Below are 18,864 nucleotides of genomic sequence, written 5' to 3' on the forward strand. Positions count from 1 at the left end.
TGAGACCCGCTGGCCTTAACCTTCCTGGCTGAAACACCAAGGCCGGCCGCCGGGCCGGCTACAAGGGATCCCATGCTGAACAAGTACCCGCTTTGGAAAAACCTGGTTATCCTGATCGCGATCTTGATCGGGTTTATCTATGCTTTACCCAATCTGTTCCCCGATGATTACGCTGTGCAGATCACCGGTGCACGTAGCAGCACCCAAGTTGATTCTGTTGTGCTCGACAGAGCCGTTAAAGCGCTGGAATCGGACGGTATTGAGGTTAAAAGCAGTACGCTTGAGGATCGGGATGCCCTTATCCGGTTAACCAGCTCCGATGACCAGTTGCGCGCCCGTCCTGCCGTTCAGGCGGCCCTTGGTAGAGACTACCTTGTCGCGCTCAATATGGCAGCGTCCACGCCGTCCTGGCTGAAAAGTCTGGGTGCGGGGCCAATGAAGCTCGGTCTCGACCTCCGTGGTGGTGTTCACTTTCTTCTGGAAGTGGACATGGATACAGCCGTTGGCCAGAGACTGGAAGCTGTCTCGGGTCAGATAAAGCAGGAGCTTCGTGACGAGCGTATTCGCTATCGCGGCGGTGATGTTGAAGGTAAGCGTGACATCGTTCTGAGTTTCAGGGATGAAGCGTCGCGTGCTGAGGCTTTTGCCCTGATACGGCGCCAATACAATGAGTTTTTGCTGGACCAGAGAACCAGCGGTGACGAGCTCCAGATCGTTCTTACCTTGTCTGAAGGTGAGGTGAGCGCCATCCGCGAGTATGCCCTTGAGCAGAACCTGACCACGATCCGTAACCGGGTAAACGAGCTTGGTGTGGCTGAGCCTTTGGTTCAGCAGCAGGGTGCTGACCGGATTATTGTGGAGCTTCCTGGTGTTCAGGACACCGCCCAGGCCAAACGTGTTCTTGGTGCCACAGCAAATCTGGAATTCCGTATGGAGGCGCGTCCGGATGCAGCGGCAGGTGAAACCGAGACGTTCGGCTTCCGTGACGAACCGCAGCGCACTGCCCGCCTGCAGCGTGAGCTTATTGCCACCGGTAATAACGTTGCCAATGCGCAACAGGCGTTCGATGAGAATGGTCAGCCACAGGTCAGCATTACAATGGACTCTGTGGGTGGCGACCTGATGAATCGCGCAACACGCAACGCCATCGGCCGACGCATGGCTGTTCTGTTTATAGAGTTCCGTACGGAAACCGAAACCAGAATGGTAAACGGCGAGCCGGTGGAAACAGAAAAGCGGGTTGTGGAGAAGGGCATTATCAGCCTGGCTACCGTTCAATCCGCTCTGGGGAGCAGCTTCCGAATCACGGGGCTTGATTCTATTCCTGAGGCATCGGAACTTGCACTGCTTCTGCGAGCCGGTGCTTTGGCGGCGCCCATGTACTTTGTACAGGAGCGCACCATCGGGCCAAGCCTTGGGCAGAAGAACATCGATGCCGGCATGATGTCGGTAGCCCTCGGGTTTATTCTTGTTCTGCTATATATGGCGGCCTATTACCGCGGGTTCGGGGTTGTGGCGAATGTCGCTCTGACCATTAATCTGATGCTTCTTATAGCTTGTATGTCCATCCTCTCTGCCACGCTAACGTTGCCGGGTATTGCTGGCATCGTGCTAACCGTAGGTATGGCGGTGGACGCCAACGTGCTTATATTCGAGCGCATCAAAGAGGAGCTCAAAGGGGGCGCATCACCGCAGCTTGCTATAAACACGGGTTACTCCCGTGCCTTTGTGTCCATCTTTGATGCGAACATTACTACCTTGCTTGTTGCCATTATTCTCTTCGCAATGGGCACCGGTCCGGTGAAAGGCTTCGCGATAACATTGTGTATCGGGATTCTGACGTCGATGTTCTCCGGGCTGATGGTCAGCCGGAGTATCGTCAATATCGTTTATGGCGGCCGTAGGGTCGAGAAACTGTCGATCGGAGGAAAGCTCGCCAATGTCTGATGATCAGAAGAAACCGTTTGATTTTATGGGGTTCCGGAAGGTTGCTTCTGTAATCTCCATTGTTCTGGTGCTAGCGTCTATCGTGCTTCTGGGAGTTCGTGGCCTTAACTTTGGTATGGACTTTACCGGCGGTACGTCAGTCGAGCTGGAATACAAGCAAGCGCCGCAGCTGGGTCAGCTGCGTTCCAGCCTGACGGAGGCGGGATACGACCAGTTTGTGGTGCAAAACTTCGGCGCCGACACCATCGTTCTGGTGCGCTTGTCGGAATCGGGCAACGATCAGCTCGCTCAGGAGATCATGAGTGTTCTGGCTGCAACCGGTGATAAGCCGAAGCTGATAAGCTCCGAGTTTGTGGGGTCACAGGTCGGTGATGAGCTGAAGGAGGAAAGCGGCCTTGGGCTTCTGCTTGCGCTTGCGGTAGTGCTGATTTATGTGGGCATGCGATTCCAGTTCAAGTTTGGTATTGCCTCGGTGGTGCCCTTGGCTCACGACGTTATTATCGTTCTGGGGCTCTTTGCACTGTTCCAGTGGACCTTCGATCTGACGGTTCTCGCTGCACTGCTGGCTGTTATCGGCTACTCGCTGAACGACACCATCGTTGTGGCGGATCGCATCCGTGAAAACTTTCGCAAAATGCGGGTGGGTGAACCCTGGGATATTATCAATGAGTCTATTCACCAGACCATCGCCCGAACCATAAACACTTCGGGCACCACGCTGGTGGTTTTACTGGCTTTGTATTTCCTGGGCGGTGAAGCGATCAACAACTTTGCTCTCGCGTTGATTATCGGTGTTGTAGTGGGTACTTACTCGTCCATTTATGTATCCGCCAATCTATTGATGGTTATGGGCGTTTCCCGCGAGGATCTTATGGTTCCGGCGAAAGAGGGTGCTGTAGATGCCGAAGAGGACGAGCAGCCACCGGAATGGCTCGATCGTATGTGATTCTTTATCGGGGCTGATCTTCGGGCACAAAAAAACCGCCAACTGAAAAGTGGCGGTTTTTTTGTGCCCGGAACCTCGCTTTGGCCTCAGAACCGGGTGTTCACTTTAGCCGGGTATGCGGCCACGGAACGGGTGCAGCACTTTAAGGACTTCCCGGAACAGTTTCGGGTTCGCAACCACCAATTGACGGGCGTTGCCTGTCGATGGGTTGCCTGAGAAGTCGCCGCTGAGTGCGCCGGATTCCATGGCCAGGGTTACGCCGAGATCCAGGTCTACGGCTTCCGGGCGAAAGATCACAGCCGCATCCAGAAGGCCGGCGGAAACGCGAGCAATATCGAGAACCACGCAGCCGGACGTGCGGAACATGGAGGAGTTCTGGGCCAGTACGGCGGCCATTTCACCCCAGAGGAGCGGGTTGTCGCTCTTGCGTGCCTGATCCAGCAGGTTGGTGGAAAAGGCTGCCTTTTCTGTGTGCTTAACCTCTGAGGCGCGCACTCTGCGGCTGTTCAGCGAAGCTCCACGCCCACGGCTGGCAGAATATTCTTCGCCAGTAACCGGGTTCACCAGAAGCAGGCTCTCGGTGCGGTTGTTTTTCTTCTGTGCCAGAGCCAAGGCAAACTCGGGGATGCCTCTCAGGAAGTTTTCGCGACCCATAACCGGGAAAATATGCCAGCTTCTTTCACTGGTTCCGGCGTCTGATTCGTTCAGCGGCGCGATGGTGTGATCTTTGTAGGATTTTTCGAGCTGCTCGGCAAAGTTGTCATAAATGGATTGCTCTACCCGGTCCAACTGGAGGCGACGTTCGTCGTCGTCCTTCCCGGTAGGCTCCTGGCGCTCGAAGTGGGCTTTCAGGTAATCCGACCCCTGACGCGCGACGCGCAGGGCCATTTTAATAGCTGGTTGCATCTGAGAGTTCGTTATCCGGGTGTGTGAAGGCCGAGCATGATAGCAAAAGATGACCGCCCTTGTATGTTTTTTGACTGAGGAATAGCACGGATAAGGCGATATCAGGGATTATCCGGGGCGCAGAAAGTGATTGCTATCTGCTATCATGGCCGCCCTTAAATTTTAACTTTGGGCCTGCAGCCAATGCACAAACCATCTCCGCCACTGGAAGGACCGGACGCGTTTCAGGATCAGATCCGGATTGTCCTTGTTGAGACTTCTCATTCGGGGAATATCGGAGCCGTTGCCCGCGCCATGAAGAATATGGGGCTCGCCAATCTTTGGCTGGTAAACCCGAATTCATTCCCCGACGAGGCTTCATACGCCAGGGCGGCCGGAGCCTCCGATATACTGGATCGGGCACAGGTAGTGCCAACCCTGGACGAGGCGTTGGAAGACTGTGTGATGGTTATGGGTACCAGCGCGCGGGGGCGCAAGGTGCCTTGGCCGGTTTTGCCACCACCGGAGGCGGCTGCCATTGCGGCGGAAAATAGTCTGGCTGGCCCGGTAGCGCTCGTGTTCGGGCGGGAAAACCACGGCTTGAGCAATGATGAACTGCACCGTTGCCATTATCACATTCACATTCCATCAAACCCTGATTACAGCTCACTGAACCTGGCCATGGCGGTTCAAGTCATGTGCTACGAATTGCGCATGCTTTTTCTGCGTAACCTTGAAGGCGGTAAGGGTAGCCCTTATTTAACACCGATGTTGGCGCCCGGTGATGCGGGCTGGGATGTGCCACCTGCCAAGGTGGGTGATGTTGAGGGCTTTTTCGGTCATCTTGAACAGACTTTGCAAGATGTGGACTTTCACCGCCGGGATAATCCACGGCAACTGATGTCCCGTTTACGTCGTCTGTTTCAGCGGGCAAAGCTTGATCAGATGGAGATCAATATCCTCCGGGGGATTCTGAGTGCGGTGCAAAAGGCCGCCGGGGCGTCGGGGAATGAGAAACGAACCCAGGCCGGTACAGAACCGACCGGACAGGAAGACGGCCATGTTTAAGCATTTGCGTGAAGATATAAAGAGCGTTTTTCATCGGGATCCTGCTGCCAGGAATACCTTCGAGGTGCTGACAAACTACCCGGGGCTCCATGCTCTGCTTATCCACCGGTTTTCACACTGGCTTTGGAATGCAGGGCTTAAATGGCTCGCGCGCACTATTTCTACACTGGCGCGATGGTTTACGGGTATAGAAATACATCCGGGAGCCACGATTGGCCGGCGGTTCTTTATTGACCACGGCATGGGTGTGGTCATAGGTGAAACAACCGTTATAGGAGACGACGTTACCCTGTATCAGGGTGTCACCCTCGGTGGGACAAGCTGGAATAAGGGTAAGCGCCACCCCACTATTGGCGACGGCGTTGTTGTGGGTGCTGGCGCCAAGATACTGGGGCCTTTTGAGGTGGGTGAGGGTGCCAAAATCGGGTCGAATTCCGTGGTAACCAAGGCGGTCCCTGCCGGCGCGACTGTTGTGGGTATTCCGGGCAGGATCATCGTGAAACAGAAGACGGGAGACGACGCTCGTCGCAAGATAATGGAAGAGCGTATGGGGTTCGATGCTTATGGCGTGACGGAGGAAATGCCGGATCCCGTGGCCCGCTCCGTGCGAGCGTTGCTGGATCACATGCATGCCGTAGATGATCGCATCGAGACCATGTGCAAAGCGCTCCGTAAAGTGAACAGTGAATACCAGAACGGAGAGTTACCGGTTCTGGATGAAGAGGATTTTGATTGCGTGCGAGACGACAGCGAGGATCGGGGCTGAATACTTGACTGGATTACTTGGTCAATTCATACTCGGTCTCCGATATCGAGATTCAATCCCATCACGGGGCTGATGCCATGAAGTTGACTACCAAAGGCCGCTACGCCGTCACGGCAATGCTGGATCTTGCTCTTCACGGAGGGCAAGGGCCGGTGACTCTTGCGGATATTTCAGCCCGTCAGGAAATTTCTCTTTCCTATCTGGAGCAGCTGTTTTCACGCCTTCGCCGCCGGGAGTTGGTGGCCAGTATCCGTGGTCCCGGAGGAGGGTATCGTTTGAGTCGTGTCGCCGCCGATATTTACATTGCGGATGTGGTCGATGCGGTGAATGAGTCCCTCGATACGACCAGATGTGGAAATAAGGGTGATTGCCAGAACGGTGAAAAATGCCTGACTCATCACCTTTGGTCCGATCTGAGTGATCAGATTCATCAGTTTCTCAGCGAGATCAGTCTCGGTGACCTGATGAAAAGATACGAAATCCGCCAGGTTGCGGACAGGCAGAACCGCCGTCAGGCTGATGGCGACTCTGACACGATTAATACCGAGCGTCTGATTGATCAGGCGCCCGCCTGAATCAAGCCTCTGTATTTTATGAAAAAGCCTGTGTACCTCGATTACGCTGCAACGACGCCCGTTGACCCCGCAGTCGCTGATGAAATGATCAAATATCTGACCCTTGATGGCGTTTTTGGCAATCCGGCTTCCCGCTCTCATGGCTTTGGCTGGCAAGCGGAAGCTGCTGTGGAGTCAGCCCGTGGCCAGGTTGCGAGCCTGATTCATGCCGATCCCCGCGAAATTGTCTGGACCTCCGGAGCCACCGAGTCGGACAACCTTGCTATCAAGGGAGCGGTTGCCGGTCGTGATAATGCGCACATCATAACGTCAACCATTGAGCACAAGGCTGTTGTGGATACTTGTAAGTGGCTGGAAGCGCAGGGCGTTGGGGTTACCTGGCTGGATCCAGGCAGTGACGGTCGCATACAGCCTGATCAGGTATTCAGTGCGCTTAAGCCGGAAACCGTTCTGGTGAGCCTGATGCTCGTCAACAATGAACTGGGTTGCGTGACCGATATAGCGGTTATTGGTGCAGAGCTCCGCAGTCGTGGCGTGATGTTTCACGTAGATGCGGCTCAGGCTGCCGGCAAGCTGCCCATTGATGTCACCGCCATGCCAGTGGACCTGATGTCTCTCTCTGGCCACAAAGTATACGGCCCCAAAGGTGTTGGTGCGCTCTATGTCAGGCGTTCGCCCGATGTGCGCATAGAGGCTCAGATCCATGGCGGTGGTCATGAGCGTGGCATGCGTTCCGGAACCCTGCCAACGCACCAGATTGCGGGTATGGGTAAGGCATTTGCAATCGCTGAGGCCTGTCTTGAGGACGAGATACAGCATTTGGAGCATTTGCGCTCATCGTTTCTGGCCGGCTTGGAAGCGTTGCCCGGGGTGGCCCTGAACGGTTCCGATACCTGTCGCGTACCAGGAATTATCAATCTGTCGTTTGAGGGGGTCGAAGCGGAGTCTCTGATGCTTGGGCTGCGGGATCTGGCAGTATCCTCTGGTTCCGCTTGCGCCTCTGCCACCGTAGAGCCTTCTTTTGTGCTTCGTGGTATCGGGTTGAGCGATGAGCTGGCCCATCGCTCGTTGCGGTTTTCTGTCGGGCGTTACACAACCGCCGAAGAAATTGCCTTTGCCAGTGCGCAAATTGTTGATGTTGTTACTCGCCTTCGTGCAGTGCGGTAGGCAGTGGGCCTTCGACTGCGTATAATCTCAGGCCTGAAATTTAACCGAACCTTACAGGAGAAATACAATGGCTAACGAGCGCACGCTTTCTATTATCAAGCCCGATGCAGTTGCAAAGAATGTGATCGGTGAAATTTATAGCCGCTTTGAGAAAGCTGGTCTGAGCATTGTTGCCTCGCGCATGATGCACCTGACCCAGGAACAGGCTGAAGGCTTTTATGCTGAGCATAAAGAACGTCCGTTCTTTAACGATCTGGTGGCATTCATGACGTCCGGCCCGGTTGTCGTTCAGACTTTGGAAGGCGAAGGCGCCATCCTGAAAAACCGTGACCTGATGGGCGCTACCAACCCGAAGGAAGCCGACGCAGGCACAATTCGCGCCGATTTCGCTTCATCTATCGACGCGAATGCGGTTCACGGATCTGACTCTGCTGCTTCCGCAGAGCGCGAAATCGCCTATTTTTTCAATGACAACGAAATCTGCCCGCGCGGCTGATTCTGTTGCTAGGGGGCTGCCGTTGGCAGTCTCCGTATTGGTTATCTGATCGAGGTTATAAAATGACAGCGGCCGCTGAAAAAACCAATCTTCTGGGGATGCCGAAGGCCAAGCTTGAGGCTTACTTTGATTCCCTGGGAGAAAAACGTTTTCGCGCCACTCAGTTGCTGCAGTGGATGCATCAGCGCGGCGTGGATGACTTCGATCAAATGACCAATATGAGCAAACCCCTGCGGGACAAGCTTAAGCAGGTGGCTGAGGTTCGCGGCCCGGAAGTTGTCTATGACGAAACGTCAAAAGACGGCACCCGCAAGTGGGTCATGCGCATGGATAACGGCAACAACGTTGAAACTGTGCTGATTCCTGACGGCGAACGCGGTACGTTGTGCGTATCGTCGCAAATCGGCTGCACCCTTGACTGCACCTTCTGCTCTACCGGCAAGCGTGGTTTTAACCGGAACCTCACGGCTGCTGAAATTATCGGCCAGGTTTGGGTTGCACGTAAGGCGTTCATGCCTTTTGAGCCGGGCCCGGATCGGCCAATTACCAACGTTGTCATGATGGGCATGGGTGAGCCCCTGCTGAACTTTGACAACGTGGTAGATGCCATGTTTTTGATGATGGAAGATCTCGCTTATGGCATCTCCAAACGCAGGGTTACGCTGAGCACATCCGGGGTAGTACCGGGTATTGACAAGCTAGCGGAAGTTACAGATGTTTCACTGGCCATTTCGCTGCATGCCCCCAATGATGAGTTGAGGAATCAGTTGGTTCCGCTTAACAAGAAGTACCCGATTGCGGAACTTCTCGCTGCAACGCGTCGGTACTTTAGCCGTTTGCCTGAAAAGCGAAAGGCGACCATTGAATACACGGTCATTGAAGGCATGAATGACAAGCCGGAGCACGCCAGAGAACTTGCTGAACTGCTGCGGGATCTGCCTTGCAAGATCAATCTTATTCCCTTTAATCCGTTCCCTGAGAGCGACTTTCGCCGGCCAAGCATGAACGCCACCAGGCGTTTTCAGGCCATTCTCAATGAAGCGGGTTATATCGCTACCATCAGAACGACCCGGGGCGATGATATTGACGCTGCCTGCGGCCAGCTGGTTGGCAAGGTGGAAGACCGCACCCGTCGAAGCCAACGATATATCAATGTTCAGCAGGTGAACCCCTGAAAGGGGACGTCTGCAACGCTTAATCTTCGAGGGATACATTTTGTGGCTATAGAATCGGTGAGTAGGCGTTTTGCTGCTGTAGCAACCTTGCTGGTCGCTCTTTTTATCACCGGCTGCGTCACCACAACAGACAGCCGTTTCTCCCGCGAGGAGGATCATCAGAAAGCCGTCGAAACCTATGTTCAGCTTGCTACCGCTTACATTGGTCAGGGTAATGTCGAGCGGGCGAGACACCATCTTGATCGTGCTCTGGAACTTGCGCCGGAGAGCCCTTCTGCTCTTGCGACGCAGGGGTTAATCTATCACTCTGATGGCGAGCCCGAGCTTGCAGAAAAGAGTTTCAGGCAGGCAATTGCCAAAGATGCCGGTTACACCCGTGCCAGAGTGTATTACGGTGCATTTCTCTATTCCCAAGGGCGGATGGAAGAGTCTCGTGATCAGTTTCGTGCCGCGTCCAGAGATACCGAGTACAGCGATCGTGGGTCCGTTTTTTATAATCTGGGTATGACGCAGGAACGACTCGGCCAGCTGGATGAAGCTATAGTGTCTTATCGTCGTGCTTCTGAGTTGAGCCGCGGCGACGCTCGTTCGTTGCTTTCGCTTTCCCGTGTGATGGTGGAGTCCGGCGATTTGGCAGGCGCTGCACGTTATTACGATCGTCTGCTGCTGATAATGCAGAGAAACGAGCGTCTGCAGCATTCACCTGAAAGTCTGTTAACGGGCATCCGCATCGCGCGGTATCTTGGAGACGGAAACCAGGAGTCCAGCATGGTGTTGCAACTGAAAAACAAGTACCCGGAGTCAGTAGAGTACCAACAATACAAGGCGCTGATTTCTAATGACAAGTGATGAAACCCAACAGACCGTGTCGACTGAAACCGTTGGTCAACAGTTAAAGAAGGCAAGGGAAAGGCATGGACTGAGCATTTCCCAGATTGCTGACGCGCAGCATTTGAGAATCGTTGTTATCCAGGCAATTGAGAACGGTGACTACGGGCAGATCGACAGTGAGCTTTTTCTCAAGGGCTATGCTCGGGCCTATGCCAAGCAGGTTGGCCTCAACGGCGACACAATTATTGCGGATCTGAATAGAGAGCTTGAACCCGCGCGACTACAGAAAGCCCGCGAGCTGGAAGCCAATCCGCTAGTAGATATTGAGCGGCGGAGGCGCAGAAAACAAAGGATTGGCAAGCTACTTTTGCTGGTCGCGGCGGCTGTGTTCATCGGCGGTCTCGTTGTCATGTTCGTTGTGCCAAAGTTCAGCTCCGGGGAAGTCGGAGACTCGCTTTCCACAATGTCGGCACCGGGCAATCAGGCTTCTGAAGCAGGCTCAACAGCTGCTTCAGATACGCTGCAAGGCCTGAATAGTGATCGACCTGACCCTCAAACTGAAACTGAAGCCGAAGCGGCCGCTGCTCCTGAAGCTGGGGCGGCAGGCTCTGTGCTGCCCGACGACATTGTACAAGACCAGATACCAGTTGTTGCCCAATCCACTGAGCCCGCGCTGGCTCAGTCATTGGTCAGTGAAGATGCAGCCTCTTTATCAGGCAGGCTGGAAATAGATTTTACGGGCGATTGCTGGGTACAGGTGCAGGACGCGACCGGTAATAGCCTGGCAAGCTCCCTGAAAAGGGCGGGAGACAAGCTCGAAGTATCCGGGCAGTCGCCTTTGAAAGTTGTTATTGGTGCCGTAGATACCGTCAAAGCGATTCGCTTTCAGGGTGAACCTGTGGATATCGCCGACTTTCCGGTCGTGAACAATCGATCTGAGTTCACCCTGACAATCTGAACATTTTTTGCATTTATTCATGTTGGTCGCAAGCAAATGAAACACGAGTCCCCGATCAAAAGACGCAAATCCCGCCAGATCATGGTCGGGAATGTACCCGTTGGCGGTGATGCGCCAATCGCAGTGCAAAGTATGACCAATACCAACACCTGCGATGTTGATGCGACGGTAGGCCAGATTGCCGCGTTGCAGGAAGCAGGTGCGGATATCGTGAGGGTATCCGTTCCTTCAATGGAAGCCGCCGATGCCTTCGGAAAGATTCGTGATCGGGTTTCGCTGCCTTTGGTTGCCGATATTCACTTTGATCACAAAATCGCGCTGCGGGTTGCCGAGCTGGGCGTAGACTGCTTGCGTATCAATCCGGGCAACATTGGTCGAGAAGATCGGGTAAGCGCTGTGATCAGCGCGGCGCGCGACCGCAATATACCGATACGTATCGGTGTAAACGCAGGCTCTCTGGAAAAAGAACTCCAGCGCAAGTACGGAGAGCCGACCCCCGATGCGTTGGTTGAGTCGGCTATGCGCCATATCGATATTCTGGACCGGCATGATTTTCAGAATTTCAAAGTCAGCCTGAAAGCTTCAGAAATCTTTATGACCGTGGCCGCGTACCGCAAAATTGCCTCCCAGATCGAGCAGCCGCTGCATCTTGGCATTACCGAAGCCGGCGGGCTCCGCTCAGGTACGGTGAAATCATCTATTGGCCTCGGTATGCTTTTGATGGACGGCATCGGCGATACTATCCGGGTTTCTTTGGCGGCAGATCCGGTTGAGGAAATCAAGGTTGGTTTCGATATCCTCAAAAGCCTGCGTTTGCGTAGCCGGGGCATTAACTTTATTGCCTGCCCAAGCTGCTCCCGCCAGAACTTTGATGTCATTCAGACCATGAACGATCTTGAAGTTCGGCTTGAAGATGTACGTGAAGCTTTGGACGTTGCCATTATTGGCTGCATCGTGAATGGCCCCGGTGAAGCCAAAGAGGCCGACATCGGGCTTACCGGTGGAAGTCCGAAAAACCTGTTTTATATGGGCGGAAAGCCGAATCAGAAGCTTGATAATGCAAACCTTACCGACGATCTGGAGCGGCTGATTCGTGAAGAGATCGCCAATCGCAAAGAACGGGAAGATGCCATTATTGCGCGTTCAGACAAGTGATCGTTTACCTCGGTCAGGCACGATTATCCAGAAAGAATTAAGGGTTTACATTGGCTAAGATTCAGGCAATACGCGGGATGAACGATATCCTGCCAGAGCAGACACCGCTGTGGCAGTTTGTTGAATCCACCGCGCGCAGGGTTTTGCGGCAATATGGTTATCAGGAAATCCGTATGCCCGTGGTGGAGCAGACGGATCTCTTCAAGCGCTCCATCGGCGAGGTTACGGACATCGTCGAAAAGGAGATGTACACCTTTGAGGATCGCAACGGTGACAGCCTGACTCTTCGTCCCGAAGGTACTGCCGGGTGTGTCCGAGCAGCGGAAGAGCACGGTTTGCTGTTCAACCAGACTCGCAGATTGTGGTACACCGGGCCGATGTTCCGGCATGAGCGGCCACAAAAGGGCCGTTACCGTCAATTCCATCAGATCGGTGTTGAGTGTTTTGGCATTCAGGGCCCGGATATTGATGCGGAGCTGCTGATTCTTACAGCAAGGCTCTGGCAAGAGCTCGGCCTTGGCACGCATGCACGTCTGGAAATTAACTCTATTGGTTCGTCGGCGGCACGCAAAGAGTTTCGTGGTGCCCTGGTGGACTACCTGGGGCAGTATAAAGCGCAGCTTGACGAAGACAGCCAGCGACGCCTCGACACCAATCCGCTGCGTATTCTCGACAGTAAAGACCCGGGCACGCGCAAATTGCTTACAGACGCACCGCGTCTGGAAGATTATCTTGATGCCGAATCACGGGAGCACTTTGACCAGCTCAAGAAGCTGCTTGATGTAGCAGGAATTGCATACACCGTTAACCCGGCCCTGGTTCGCGGGCTCGACTACTACGGAAAAACTGTTTTTGAGTGGGTTACCGATAGTCTTGGCGCCCAGGGCACTATTTGTGCAGGTGGGCGGTATGACGGTCTGGTAGAACAGCTTGGCGGGAAACCGACCTCTGCTGTTGGCTTTGCTATGGGGCTTGAACGCCTCATTCTGCTGCTCGATACGCTCGGGCTGGTGCCGGAGGAAGCTAACAGTAACGCGGATGTGTATGTAACGGCTATGGGTGAAGCGGCGGTCGCACCGGCACTGGCACTGGCTGAGAATTTGCGTGACGAGTTAGAGGGCCGGGTGGTTATCAGCCATTGCGGCGGCGGCAGCTTCAAGAGTCAGATGAAGAAAGCAGGCAGAAGTGGTGCCCGCTACGCGGTAATATTGGGGGAGAACGAGCTGGAGAATACGACGGCAGGTCTCAAACCGCTGCGCTCGGACGAAGGCCAGAGCAGTGTGGCGCAGAGTGATCTGGCAGCGGTTCTTGCGAAAGCCCTGGCGAACTGATTCGCACGAACATAAAAGTAAAAATACATTACAGGAGTCAACATGGCGGAATTGCGCACCGAAGAAGAACAGGTACAGGCTATCAAGGAATGGTGGAAGCGGAATGGCAGTTCTCTGCTCATTGGTATCGGTGCCGCCTTGGCGATTGTGTTTGGCTGGCAGGCCTGGCAAAACCATCAGGACCAGCAGCGAGCCGAGGCCGCGAGTCAATTCGCAACGCTGCTGAATGCGTTTGCCAACGAAGCAGATGAAACCTCCGGCCAGACAGTGGCGTACGTAGCAAAGACCCTGCGTGAGGATTACACCGACAGCGCCTACGCGGTATACGGCAACCTGATTCTGGCTCGCCAGCAACTGATTGAGGAAAGCGATGCGGAAGCGGCGATAGATTCGCTCCAGTGGGCCCTCGAAAAAGCGGGTGAGCACAAGGCTCTGGCACTGGTAGTCCGTAATCGCCTGGCCCGAGCGCAATTCTCTGCCGATCGCTATGACGATGCACTGGCGACCATTGAGGGCGCAGGAACCCTGGAGAGCGAGGATGCGTTCGCTGCCATTTTCTCTGAATTGCGCGGTGACATACTGCTGACCCAGGGCGATGAGAAGGGTGCCCGTGATGCCTATCTGGCGGCCCGCGAGCTTAGCCAGCAAGGCCGCAGCGGCATTCTGGAGCTCAAGCTGTCTGACCTCGGTGTTGGAGAGGAGGCCTGATGCGGTTGAATGGCAGCAGGCTGGTCCGGGCCGGTATTTTTTCCGTTCTGGCGACGGCACTGGGCGTTTCCGGATGCAGCACCACTGATACCTTTGAACAGCCGGTGCCTGTTCCGGATGTGGACAGCACTGTTGAGTTCAAAACGGTCTGGAGTCAGTCTGTCGGCGATGGACATGATGGCGACTTTCTGTACCTGTCGCCACTGAATGCCGGCGACACAGTGTATGCCGCTTCCGCTGATGGTGAACTGTTAGCCATGGATGCCGAGACCGGGAAGTTGCAGTGGGAGCGGGATCTGGAAGACCGTATCTTTGCCGGCGTTGGTGGTGACGGAACCCAGCTTTATCTGGTTACCCGTGAAGCGGATCTGGTCGCTTTTTCCCGTGAAAACGGCGATGAACTCTGGCGCAGAGCACTGCCAACGGAAGCGCTGGCAGCTCCCCAGTCAAACGGTGTTTTGGTGGTGGCTCAGACCACAGATGGCCGAGTCCTTGCTTTCGATACGGCCACCGGTGAAAAACGCTGGCAGTATGATGGCGTGGTGCCGGCACTTTCACTGCGAGCTGCTGCAGCACCACTGGTAGGTGGCGACGTTGTGCTTGCTTCGTTTTCCAACGGCAAGCTCATTGCGTTGTCAGCCGATGCTGGCCAGCCTCTTTGGCAATACGAAGTAGGGCAGCCTCAGGGGCGCACGGAGCTTGAACGGCTGGTAGACATCTCTGGCCAGCCGCTGGTTCTCGACACTGCGGTGATGGTTTCCGGGTACCAGGGCAAGCTTGCCCTGGTTGATATCCGTACCGGCCAGGAAATCTGGAGCCGTAAGGCATCCAGCCTGCATGCTCCAATGGTCGGAGGAGGCAATATTTACCTGTCTTCCGCAAACGGCGATGTTGTTGCGTATCGCGGCTCTGACCGCAGAGAAATCTGGCTTCAGGATGCTTTATCCTGGCGCCAGCTAACTCAGCCTGCCGTCTATGAAAACTATCTGGTGGTTGGCGATTATGAAGGCTATCTGCATGTGCTTTCCAGCGATGATGGAAGCCTCGTAGGCCAGAAACGTTACGACAGCGATGGTCTTCGGGTTCCGTTACAGCGCATGGCCAACGGAAACCTTATGGTTTTCGGAAACGGCGGTAAACTGTCTGTATTCAAACTCAGGGAGCGGAACTGATCCGCATTCCCTCAACACTCTGCCTTAAGCCGGGCCTAAAACGACTGTATAGCGAACCATTATGACCCCAGTAATTGCCCTTGTCGGTCGGCCAAATGTCGGCAAGTCGACACTATTCAACCAGATGACGCGATCGCGGGATGCGCTGGTGGCGGATTTTCCTGGCCTGACCCGGGATCGTAAATACGGTGAGGGTATCTACGAGGACCAGCGTTTCATCGTCATTGATACCGGCGGTCTTACGGGCACAGAACAAGGGTTGGATGCTGAAATGGCCCGGCAATCCATGCAGGCTGTCGAAGAGGCGGACATTGTTCTGTTTATGGTTGATGGGCGCGCCGGTCTGACAGCCGGCGATGAGCTGATTGCTGATCACATGCGACGGTCTGGCAAGCAGGCACATCTTGTGGTTAACAAGACGGATGGTCAGGATCCCGACATCGCCGCAGCTGATTTTTATAGCCTCGGATTCGAATCTATCTTTATGGTAGCGGCATCCCACAACCGGGGCATCCGTTCGATGCTGGAGTTGTTGCTGCCGTCTGAAGAAGATCGTGTTGAAGCCGATCGCGCGGATCGGTATCCGGGCATCCGTATAGGTATTGTTGGCCGCCCCAATGTAGGCAAGTCGACGCTGGTTAACCGGATGCTGGGAGAAGAGCGGGTCATTGTTTACGACATGCCCGGAACGACCCGGGACAGTATCTACATTCCTTATGAGCGCCACGAAAAACAATACACCCTGATTGATACTGCAGGTATCCGGCGTCGCAAGAACGTTAATGAGGCTGTCGAAAAGTTTTCTATTATCAAGACGTTGAAAGCTATAGATGATGCCCACGTGGTGATACTGGTAATTGATGCGCAGCAGGGCCTGGTCGATCAGGATCTGCACCTTATCGGTTTTGTTCTTGATGCAGGCCGATCACTGGTCGTTGCGGTCAATAAATGGGACGGCATGGATCCGGAAGATCGCGCCAAGGTAAAGGAGCAGGTAAAGCGTCGCCTGGACTTCCTTGATTACGCTGACAAACACTATATATCCGCACTCCACGGATCCGGTGTGGGCGTTATGTATGAGTCGGTAGAAGCCTGTTACGAATCCGCCATGGCCAAGTGGCCAACGAATCGCCTGACAGCAATCCTTGAGGATGCGATTTCGCAACACCAGCCTCCGTTGGTTCGCGGGCGCAGGATCAAGCTGCGCTATGCCCACCAGGGTGGCTCAAATCCTCCGGTTATTGTTGTTCATGGCAATCAGACAGCTGCCTTGCCGGGTTCTTATAAACGCTATCTCGAAAACACGTTTCGCAAGGTATTGAACGTGACGGGCTCGCCGATCCGGTTTGAGTTCCGTTCCGGTGAGAACCCCTTTTCCGGTAATGTTGACCGGAAAACGCCACGCCAAAAGGTCAAACAAGATAATGATCTGAAGGCAGGGCGCCACTCAAAAAGGACCCGTCAGAAAAGCCTCAAGCGCTGACGGGGCGGGTTGTTGTGAGGGGCTGACTCAGGCCCGCCCCGCATCCTCTACCTGCTTCGCCTGTACCGCTGTAAGCGCAATGGTAAACACAATATCCTCTACCAGCGCACCCCGAGACAAATCGTTAACCGGCTTTCTCAGACCCTGAAGCATAGGCCCGATACTCACGACATTGGCGCTCCGCTGAACCGCCTTGTAGGTGGTATTGCCGGTATTCAGATCAGGGAAGATGAACACCGTCGCTTTACCCGCCACCTTGCTTTTCGGCGCCTTGCTGCGTGCCACGCTCTCGATAGCAGCAGCGTCGTATTGCAATGGGCCGTCAATGAGCAGGTCTGGCCGGCGTTCGCGGGCAATTCTGGTCGCTTCCCGTACTTTCTCCACATCTTGTCCGCTGCCAGACTCGCCGGTGCTGTAGCTGATCATGGCTACCACAGGCTCAATGCCAAAGGCTTCCGCCGATTCGGCGCTCTGTATGGCAATGTCGGCGAGTTCTTCTGCGTTGGGATCGGGGTTGATCGCGCAGTCGCCATAGACCAGAACCTGCTGTGGAAGCAGCATGAAGAAAATTGAGGAGACAACCCGGGCCTGATCGTGTGTCTTGATCAGCTGCAGGGCAGGGCGCACAGTGTTGGCTGTGGTATGGATTGCTCCGGAAACCAGCCCGTCGGCCTCATCCAGAGCGACCATCATGGTGCCCATAACCACGTTGTCCTCAAGCATGGCTTCGGCCATATCCGGGGTCAGCCCTTTGTGTTTACGCAGTTCAACCATCGGTGCGACATAGTCTTTTCGCACGCGGGCTGGATCGATGATTTCGATATCGTCGGGGAGTTCGAGGCCCTGGGAAGCCGCGACGTTACGGATTTCGGATTCGCCGCCGATCAGAACGCAGCGCGCAAGCTTGCGCTGGTGGCAGATGATTGCAGCCTGAATGGTGCGTGGTTCGCTGCCCTCTGGAAGCACGATGCGCTTGCCAGCTGCACGTGCACGTTCAGAGAGTTGATAGCGGAACGCCGGGGGCGACAACCGGCTCTGAACTTCAACGCGGAGGTGTTCTTGAAGCCAATTGGTATCAACCTTTGTTGCTACCGTCTCCATCGCTTTTTCGATTCTGTCGGGGTCGTCGGTAGGAATCGAGGTGGAAAGGTTCGCCAGCATGTGGGCGGTTTCGTAGGTATTGGTTTGCGAGCTAAGCACCGGCAAACCGGTATGCAGCGCACGGGAGCACAGATCGATAACCCGCTGATCCGGCATGAGCCCACCCGTCAGCATCAGGCCAGCCAAGGGCACACCGTTGAGAGCTGCAACCGCAGTCGTCACGATGATGTCCTCACGATCTCCGGGGGTAACCATCAATGTGCCCGGGCTCAGCGTTTCCGTCATATTGCGGATTGACCGGGCGCACACAGAAACTTTCTGAACCCGGCGGGTGTGCATCTGGCCTTCGTACAGCACCGGGATATCAAGCTCCCGGGCGATATCGGACACCCGGGGCGCCAGCAAATCGGACTGCCAGAAGACTTCGGCCAGCAAACGGAAGCGGCCTTCCCGGAAGACTTTACAGGCATTTCGATAGTCTATGGTTCCACATTCCGTCTCGCTGATATTGCGGCGAGGCTCTAGCCCCGACCTTTCGGGCTCGCCGAGTTTGTTCAGAATAACGGCAATAACATCCTGCGCGGACGCATCGGAAAACAGGCGTGCGGAGAAATCCAGCTCCTCGTCCAGCTCGTTAGCGCTGCTTTTGCCCGGCGTGCTGACCAGTACGACATCGGATCCGAGGTTGCGTGCCACTTCCACATTAAGCCGGGCTATGTAAGCTTCACTGCGATCGGGAACAAGGCCCTCAATGATCACCACGTCGACATCTCTGGCGACTTTCTGGTACTCGCCAACTACCGTTTCCATCAGCAGGTCGGATTTTCCGCGGTTCAGCCACTGCTGTGCTTTCTTGAGTGGAATCGGATCTGGCGGCTGCAGGTGGCTGCGTGAGCGGACAAAGGTAACGGAAGAATCGTTAACCGCATTATGTAAGGACTCTCCCAGGTTAACCGACTGGTAAAAGGGTTTGTAGAATCCGACACTGATGCCCACACGTTCCATGGCGCGCAACAGGCCCAGACAAACCGACGTGAGTCCCGAGTCCATGGATGTAGGGGCAATAAACAGGCTTTTAGCCATAGCGGAGTTCCAGAAAG

At 54.9% G+C, this 18,864-nt stretch carries 17 protein-coding genes; 15 read left to right on the forward strand and 2 right to left on the reverse strand.

Going from position 1 to position 18,864, the window contains the following annotated elements; genetic code table 11:
• The first annotated feature begins 72 nt into the window (after positions 1–72).
• Positions 73–1,947 (forward strand): protein translocase subunit SecD, encoded by a 1,875-nt coding sequence (secD, locus tag BUA49_RS12540; RefSeq protein ID WP_072798213.1) that lies wholly within the window; start codon positions 73–75, stop codon positions 1,945–1,947.
• The gene (gene secF, locus BUA49_RS12545) at positions 1,940–2,893 is read left to right on the forward strand and encodes a protein translocase subunit SecF (protein WP_072798215.1); all 954 of its coding nucleotides are present in this window, start codon (positions 1,940–1,942) and stop codon (positions 2,891–2,893) included. Before secD ends, secF begins: the two co-directional genes overlap by 8 nt.
• Positions 2,894–2,998: 105 nt before the next feature.
• Here secF and BUA49_RS12550 read toward each other — a convergent pair whose 3' ends face one another.
• Positions 2,999–3,799 carry an inositol monophosphatase family protein gene (locus BUA49_RS12550; protein ID WP_072798216.1) on the reverse strand — a complete coding sequence of 267 codons (801 nt, stop codon included), beginning with the start codon at positions 3,797–3,799 and terminating at the stop codon, positions 2,999–3,001.
• Between the two features lie 183 nt (positions 3,800–3,982).
• Here BUA49_RS12550 and trmJ point away from each other — a divergent pair, with 183 nt between their 5' ends.
• The 13 genes from trmJ (at position 3,983) to der (ending at position 16,663) form a co-directional block, all read left to right on the forward strand.
• Positions 3,983–4,846: a tRNA (cytosine(32)/uridine(32)-2'-O)-methyltransferase TrmJ gene (gene trmJ, locus BUA49_RS12555; protein WP_072798218.1), complete on the forward strand. Its 864-nt coding sequence runs from the start codon at positions 3,983–3,985 to the stop codon at positions 4,844–4,846.
• A complete protein-coding gene (gene cysE / locus BUA49_RS12560) occupies positions 4,839–5,612 on the forward strand; it encodes a serine O-acetyltransferase (protein WP_072798219.1) in 774 nt (257 codons plus the stop codon). Before trmJ ends, cysE begins: the two co-directional genes overlap by 8 nt.
• Before the next feature lie 77 nt (positions 5,613–5,689).
• On the forward strand, positions 5,690–6,187 hold the full coding sequence (iscR, locus tag BUA49_RS12565) for a Fe-S cluster assembly transcriptional regulator IscR (RefSeq protein WP_072798228.1): 498 nt from the start codon (positions 5,690–5,692) through the stop codon (positions 6,185–6,187).
• Positions 6,188–6,205: 18 nt separating this feature from the next.
• On the forward strand, positions 6,206–7,354 hold the full coding sequence (locus BUA49_RS12570; protein ID WP_072798229.1) for an IscS subfamily cysteine desulfurase: 1,149 nt from the start codon (positions 6,206–6,208) through the stop codon (positions 7,352–7,354).
• A 67-nt stretch (positions 7,355–7,421) separates the two neighbouring features.
• Positions 7,422–7,850: a nucleoside-diphosphate kinase gene (gene ndk, locus BUA49_RS12575; protein WP_072798230.1), complete on the forward strand. Its 429-nt coding sequence runs from the start codon at positions 7,422–7,424 to the stop codon at positions 7,848–7,850.
• A 62-nt stretch (positions 7,851–7,912) separates the two neighbouring features.
• Complete coding sequence (rlmN, locus tag BUA49_RS12580) at positions 7,913–9,025, forward strand: 23S rRNA (adenine(2503)-C(2))-methyltransferase RlmN (RefSeq protein ID WP_072798231.1); 1,113 nt, start codon at positions 7,913–7,915, stop codon at positions 9,023–9,025.
• A gap of 42 nt (positions 9,026–9,067) precedes the next feature.
• Entirely contained in the window at positions 9,068–9,874 is an 807-nt protein-coding gene (gene pilW / locus BUA49_RS12585) for a type IV pilus biogenesis/stability protein PilW (protein ID WP_228704482.1), read from the forward strand.
• Positions 9,864–10,814 carry a RodZ domain-containing protein gene (locus tag BUA49_RS12590; protein WP_072798232.1) on the forward strand — a complete coding sequence of 317 codons (951 nt, stop codon included), beginning with the start codon at positions 9,864–9,866 and terminating at the stop codon, positions 10,812–10,814. The genes pilW and BUA49_RS12590 overlap by 11 nt, the downstream gene beginning before the upstream one ends.
• A gap of 36 nt (positions 10,815–10,850) precedes the next feature.
• Positions 10,851–11,969 (forward strand): flavodoxin-dependent (E)-4-hydroxy-3-methylbut-2-enyl-diphosphate synthase, encoded by a 1,119-nt coding sequence (ispG, locus tag BUA49_RS12595; protein ID WP_072798233.1) that lies wholly within the window; start codon positions 10,851–10,853, stop codon positions 11,967–11,969.
• A gap of 50 nt (positions 11,970–12,019) precedes the next feature.
• Positions 12,020–13,300: a histidine--tRNA ligase gene (gene hisS / locus BUA49_RS12600; RefSeq protein WP_072798234.1), complete on the forward strand. Its 1,281-nt coding sequence runs from the start codon at positions 12,020–12,022 to the stop codon at positions 13,298–13,300.
• A gap of 42 nt (positions 13,301–13,342) precedes the next feature.
• Positions 13,343–14,008 (forward strand): YfgM family protein, encoded by a 666-nt coding sequence (locus BUA49_RS12605; protein WP_072798235.1) that lies wholly within the window; start codon positions 13,343–13,345, stop codon positions 14,006–14,008.
• Positions 14,008–15,180 (forward strand): outer membrane protein assembly factor BamB, encoded by a 1,173-nt coding sequence (gene bamB / locus BUA49_RS12610; RefSeq protein WP_072798236.1) that lies wholly within the window; start codon positions 14,008–14,010, stop codon positions 15,178–15,180. The genes BUA49_RS12605 and bamB overlap by 1 nt, the downstream gene beginning before the upstream one ends.
• Positions 15,181–15,241: 61 nt before the next feature.
• Positions 15,242–16,663, forward strand: a complete 1,422-nt coding sequence (der, locus tag BUA49_RS12615) for a ribosome biogenesis GTPase Der (RefSeq protein WP_072798237.1) — start codon at positions 15,242–15,244, stop codon at positions 16,661–16,663.
• A gap of 27 nt (positions 16,664–16,690) precedes the next feature.
• Here der and pta read toward each other — a convergent pair whose 3' ends face one another.
• Positions 16,691–18,847, reverse strand: a complete 2,157-nt coding sequence (pta, locus tag BUA49_RS12620) for a phosphate acetyltransferase (RefSeq protein ID WP_072798238.1) — start codon at positions 18,845–18,847, stop codon at positions 16,691–16,693.
• Positions 18,848–18,864 lie beyond the last annotated feature (17 nt).

Origin of the sequence: Marinobacter antarcticus, assembly GCF_900142385.1 — a bacterium.
Lineage (GTDB): Bacteria > Pseudomonadota > Gammaproteobacteria > Pseudomonadales > Oleiphilaceae > Marinobacter > Marinobacter antarcticus.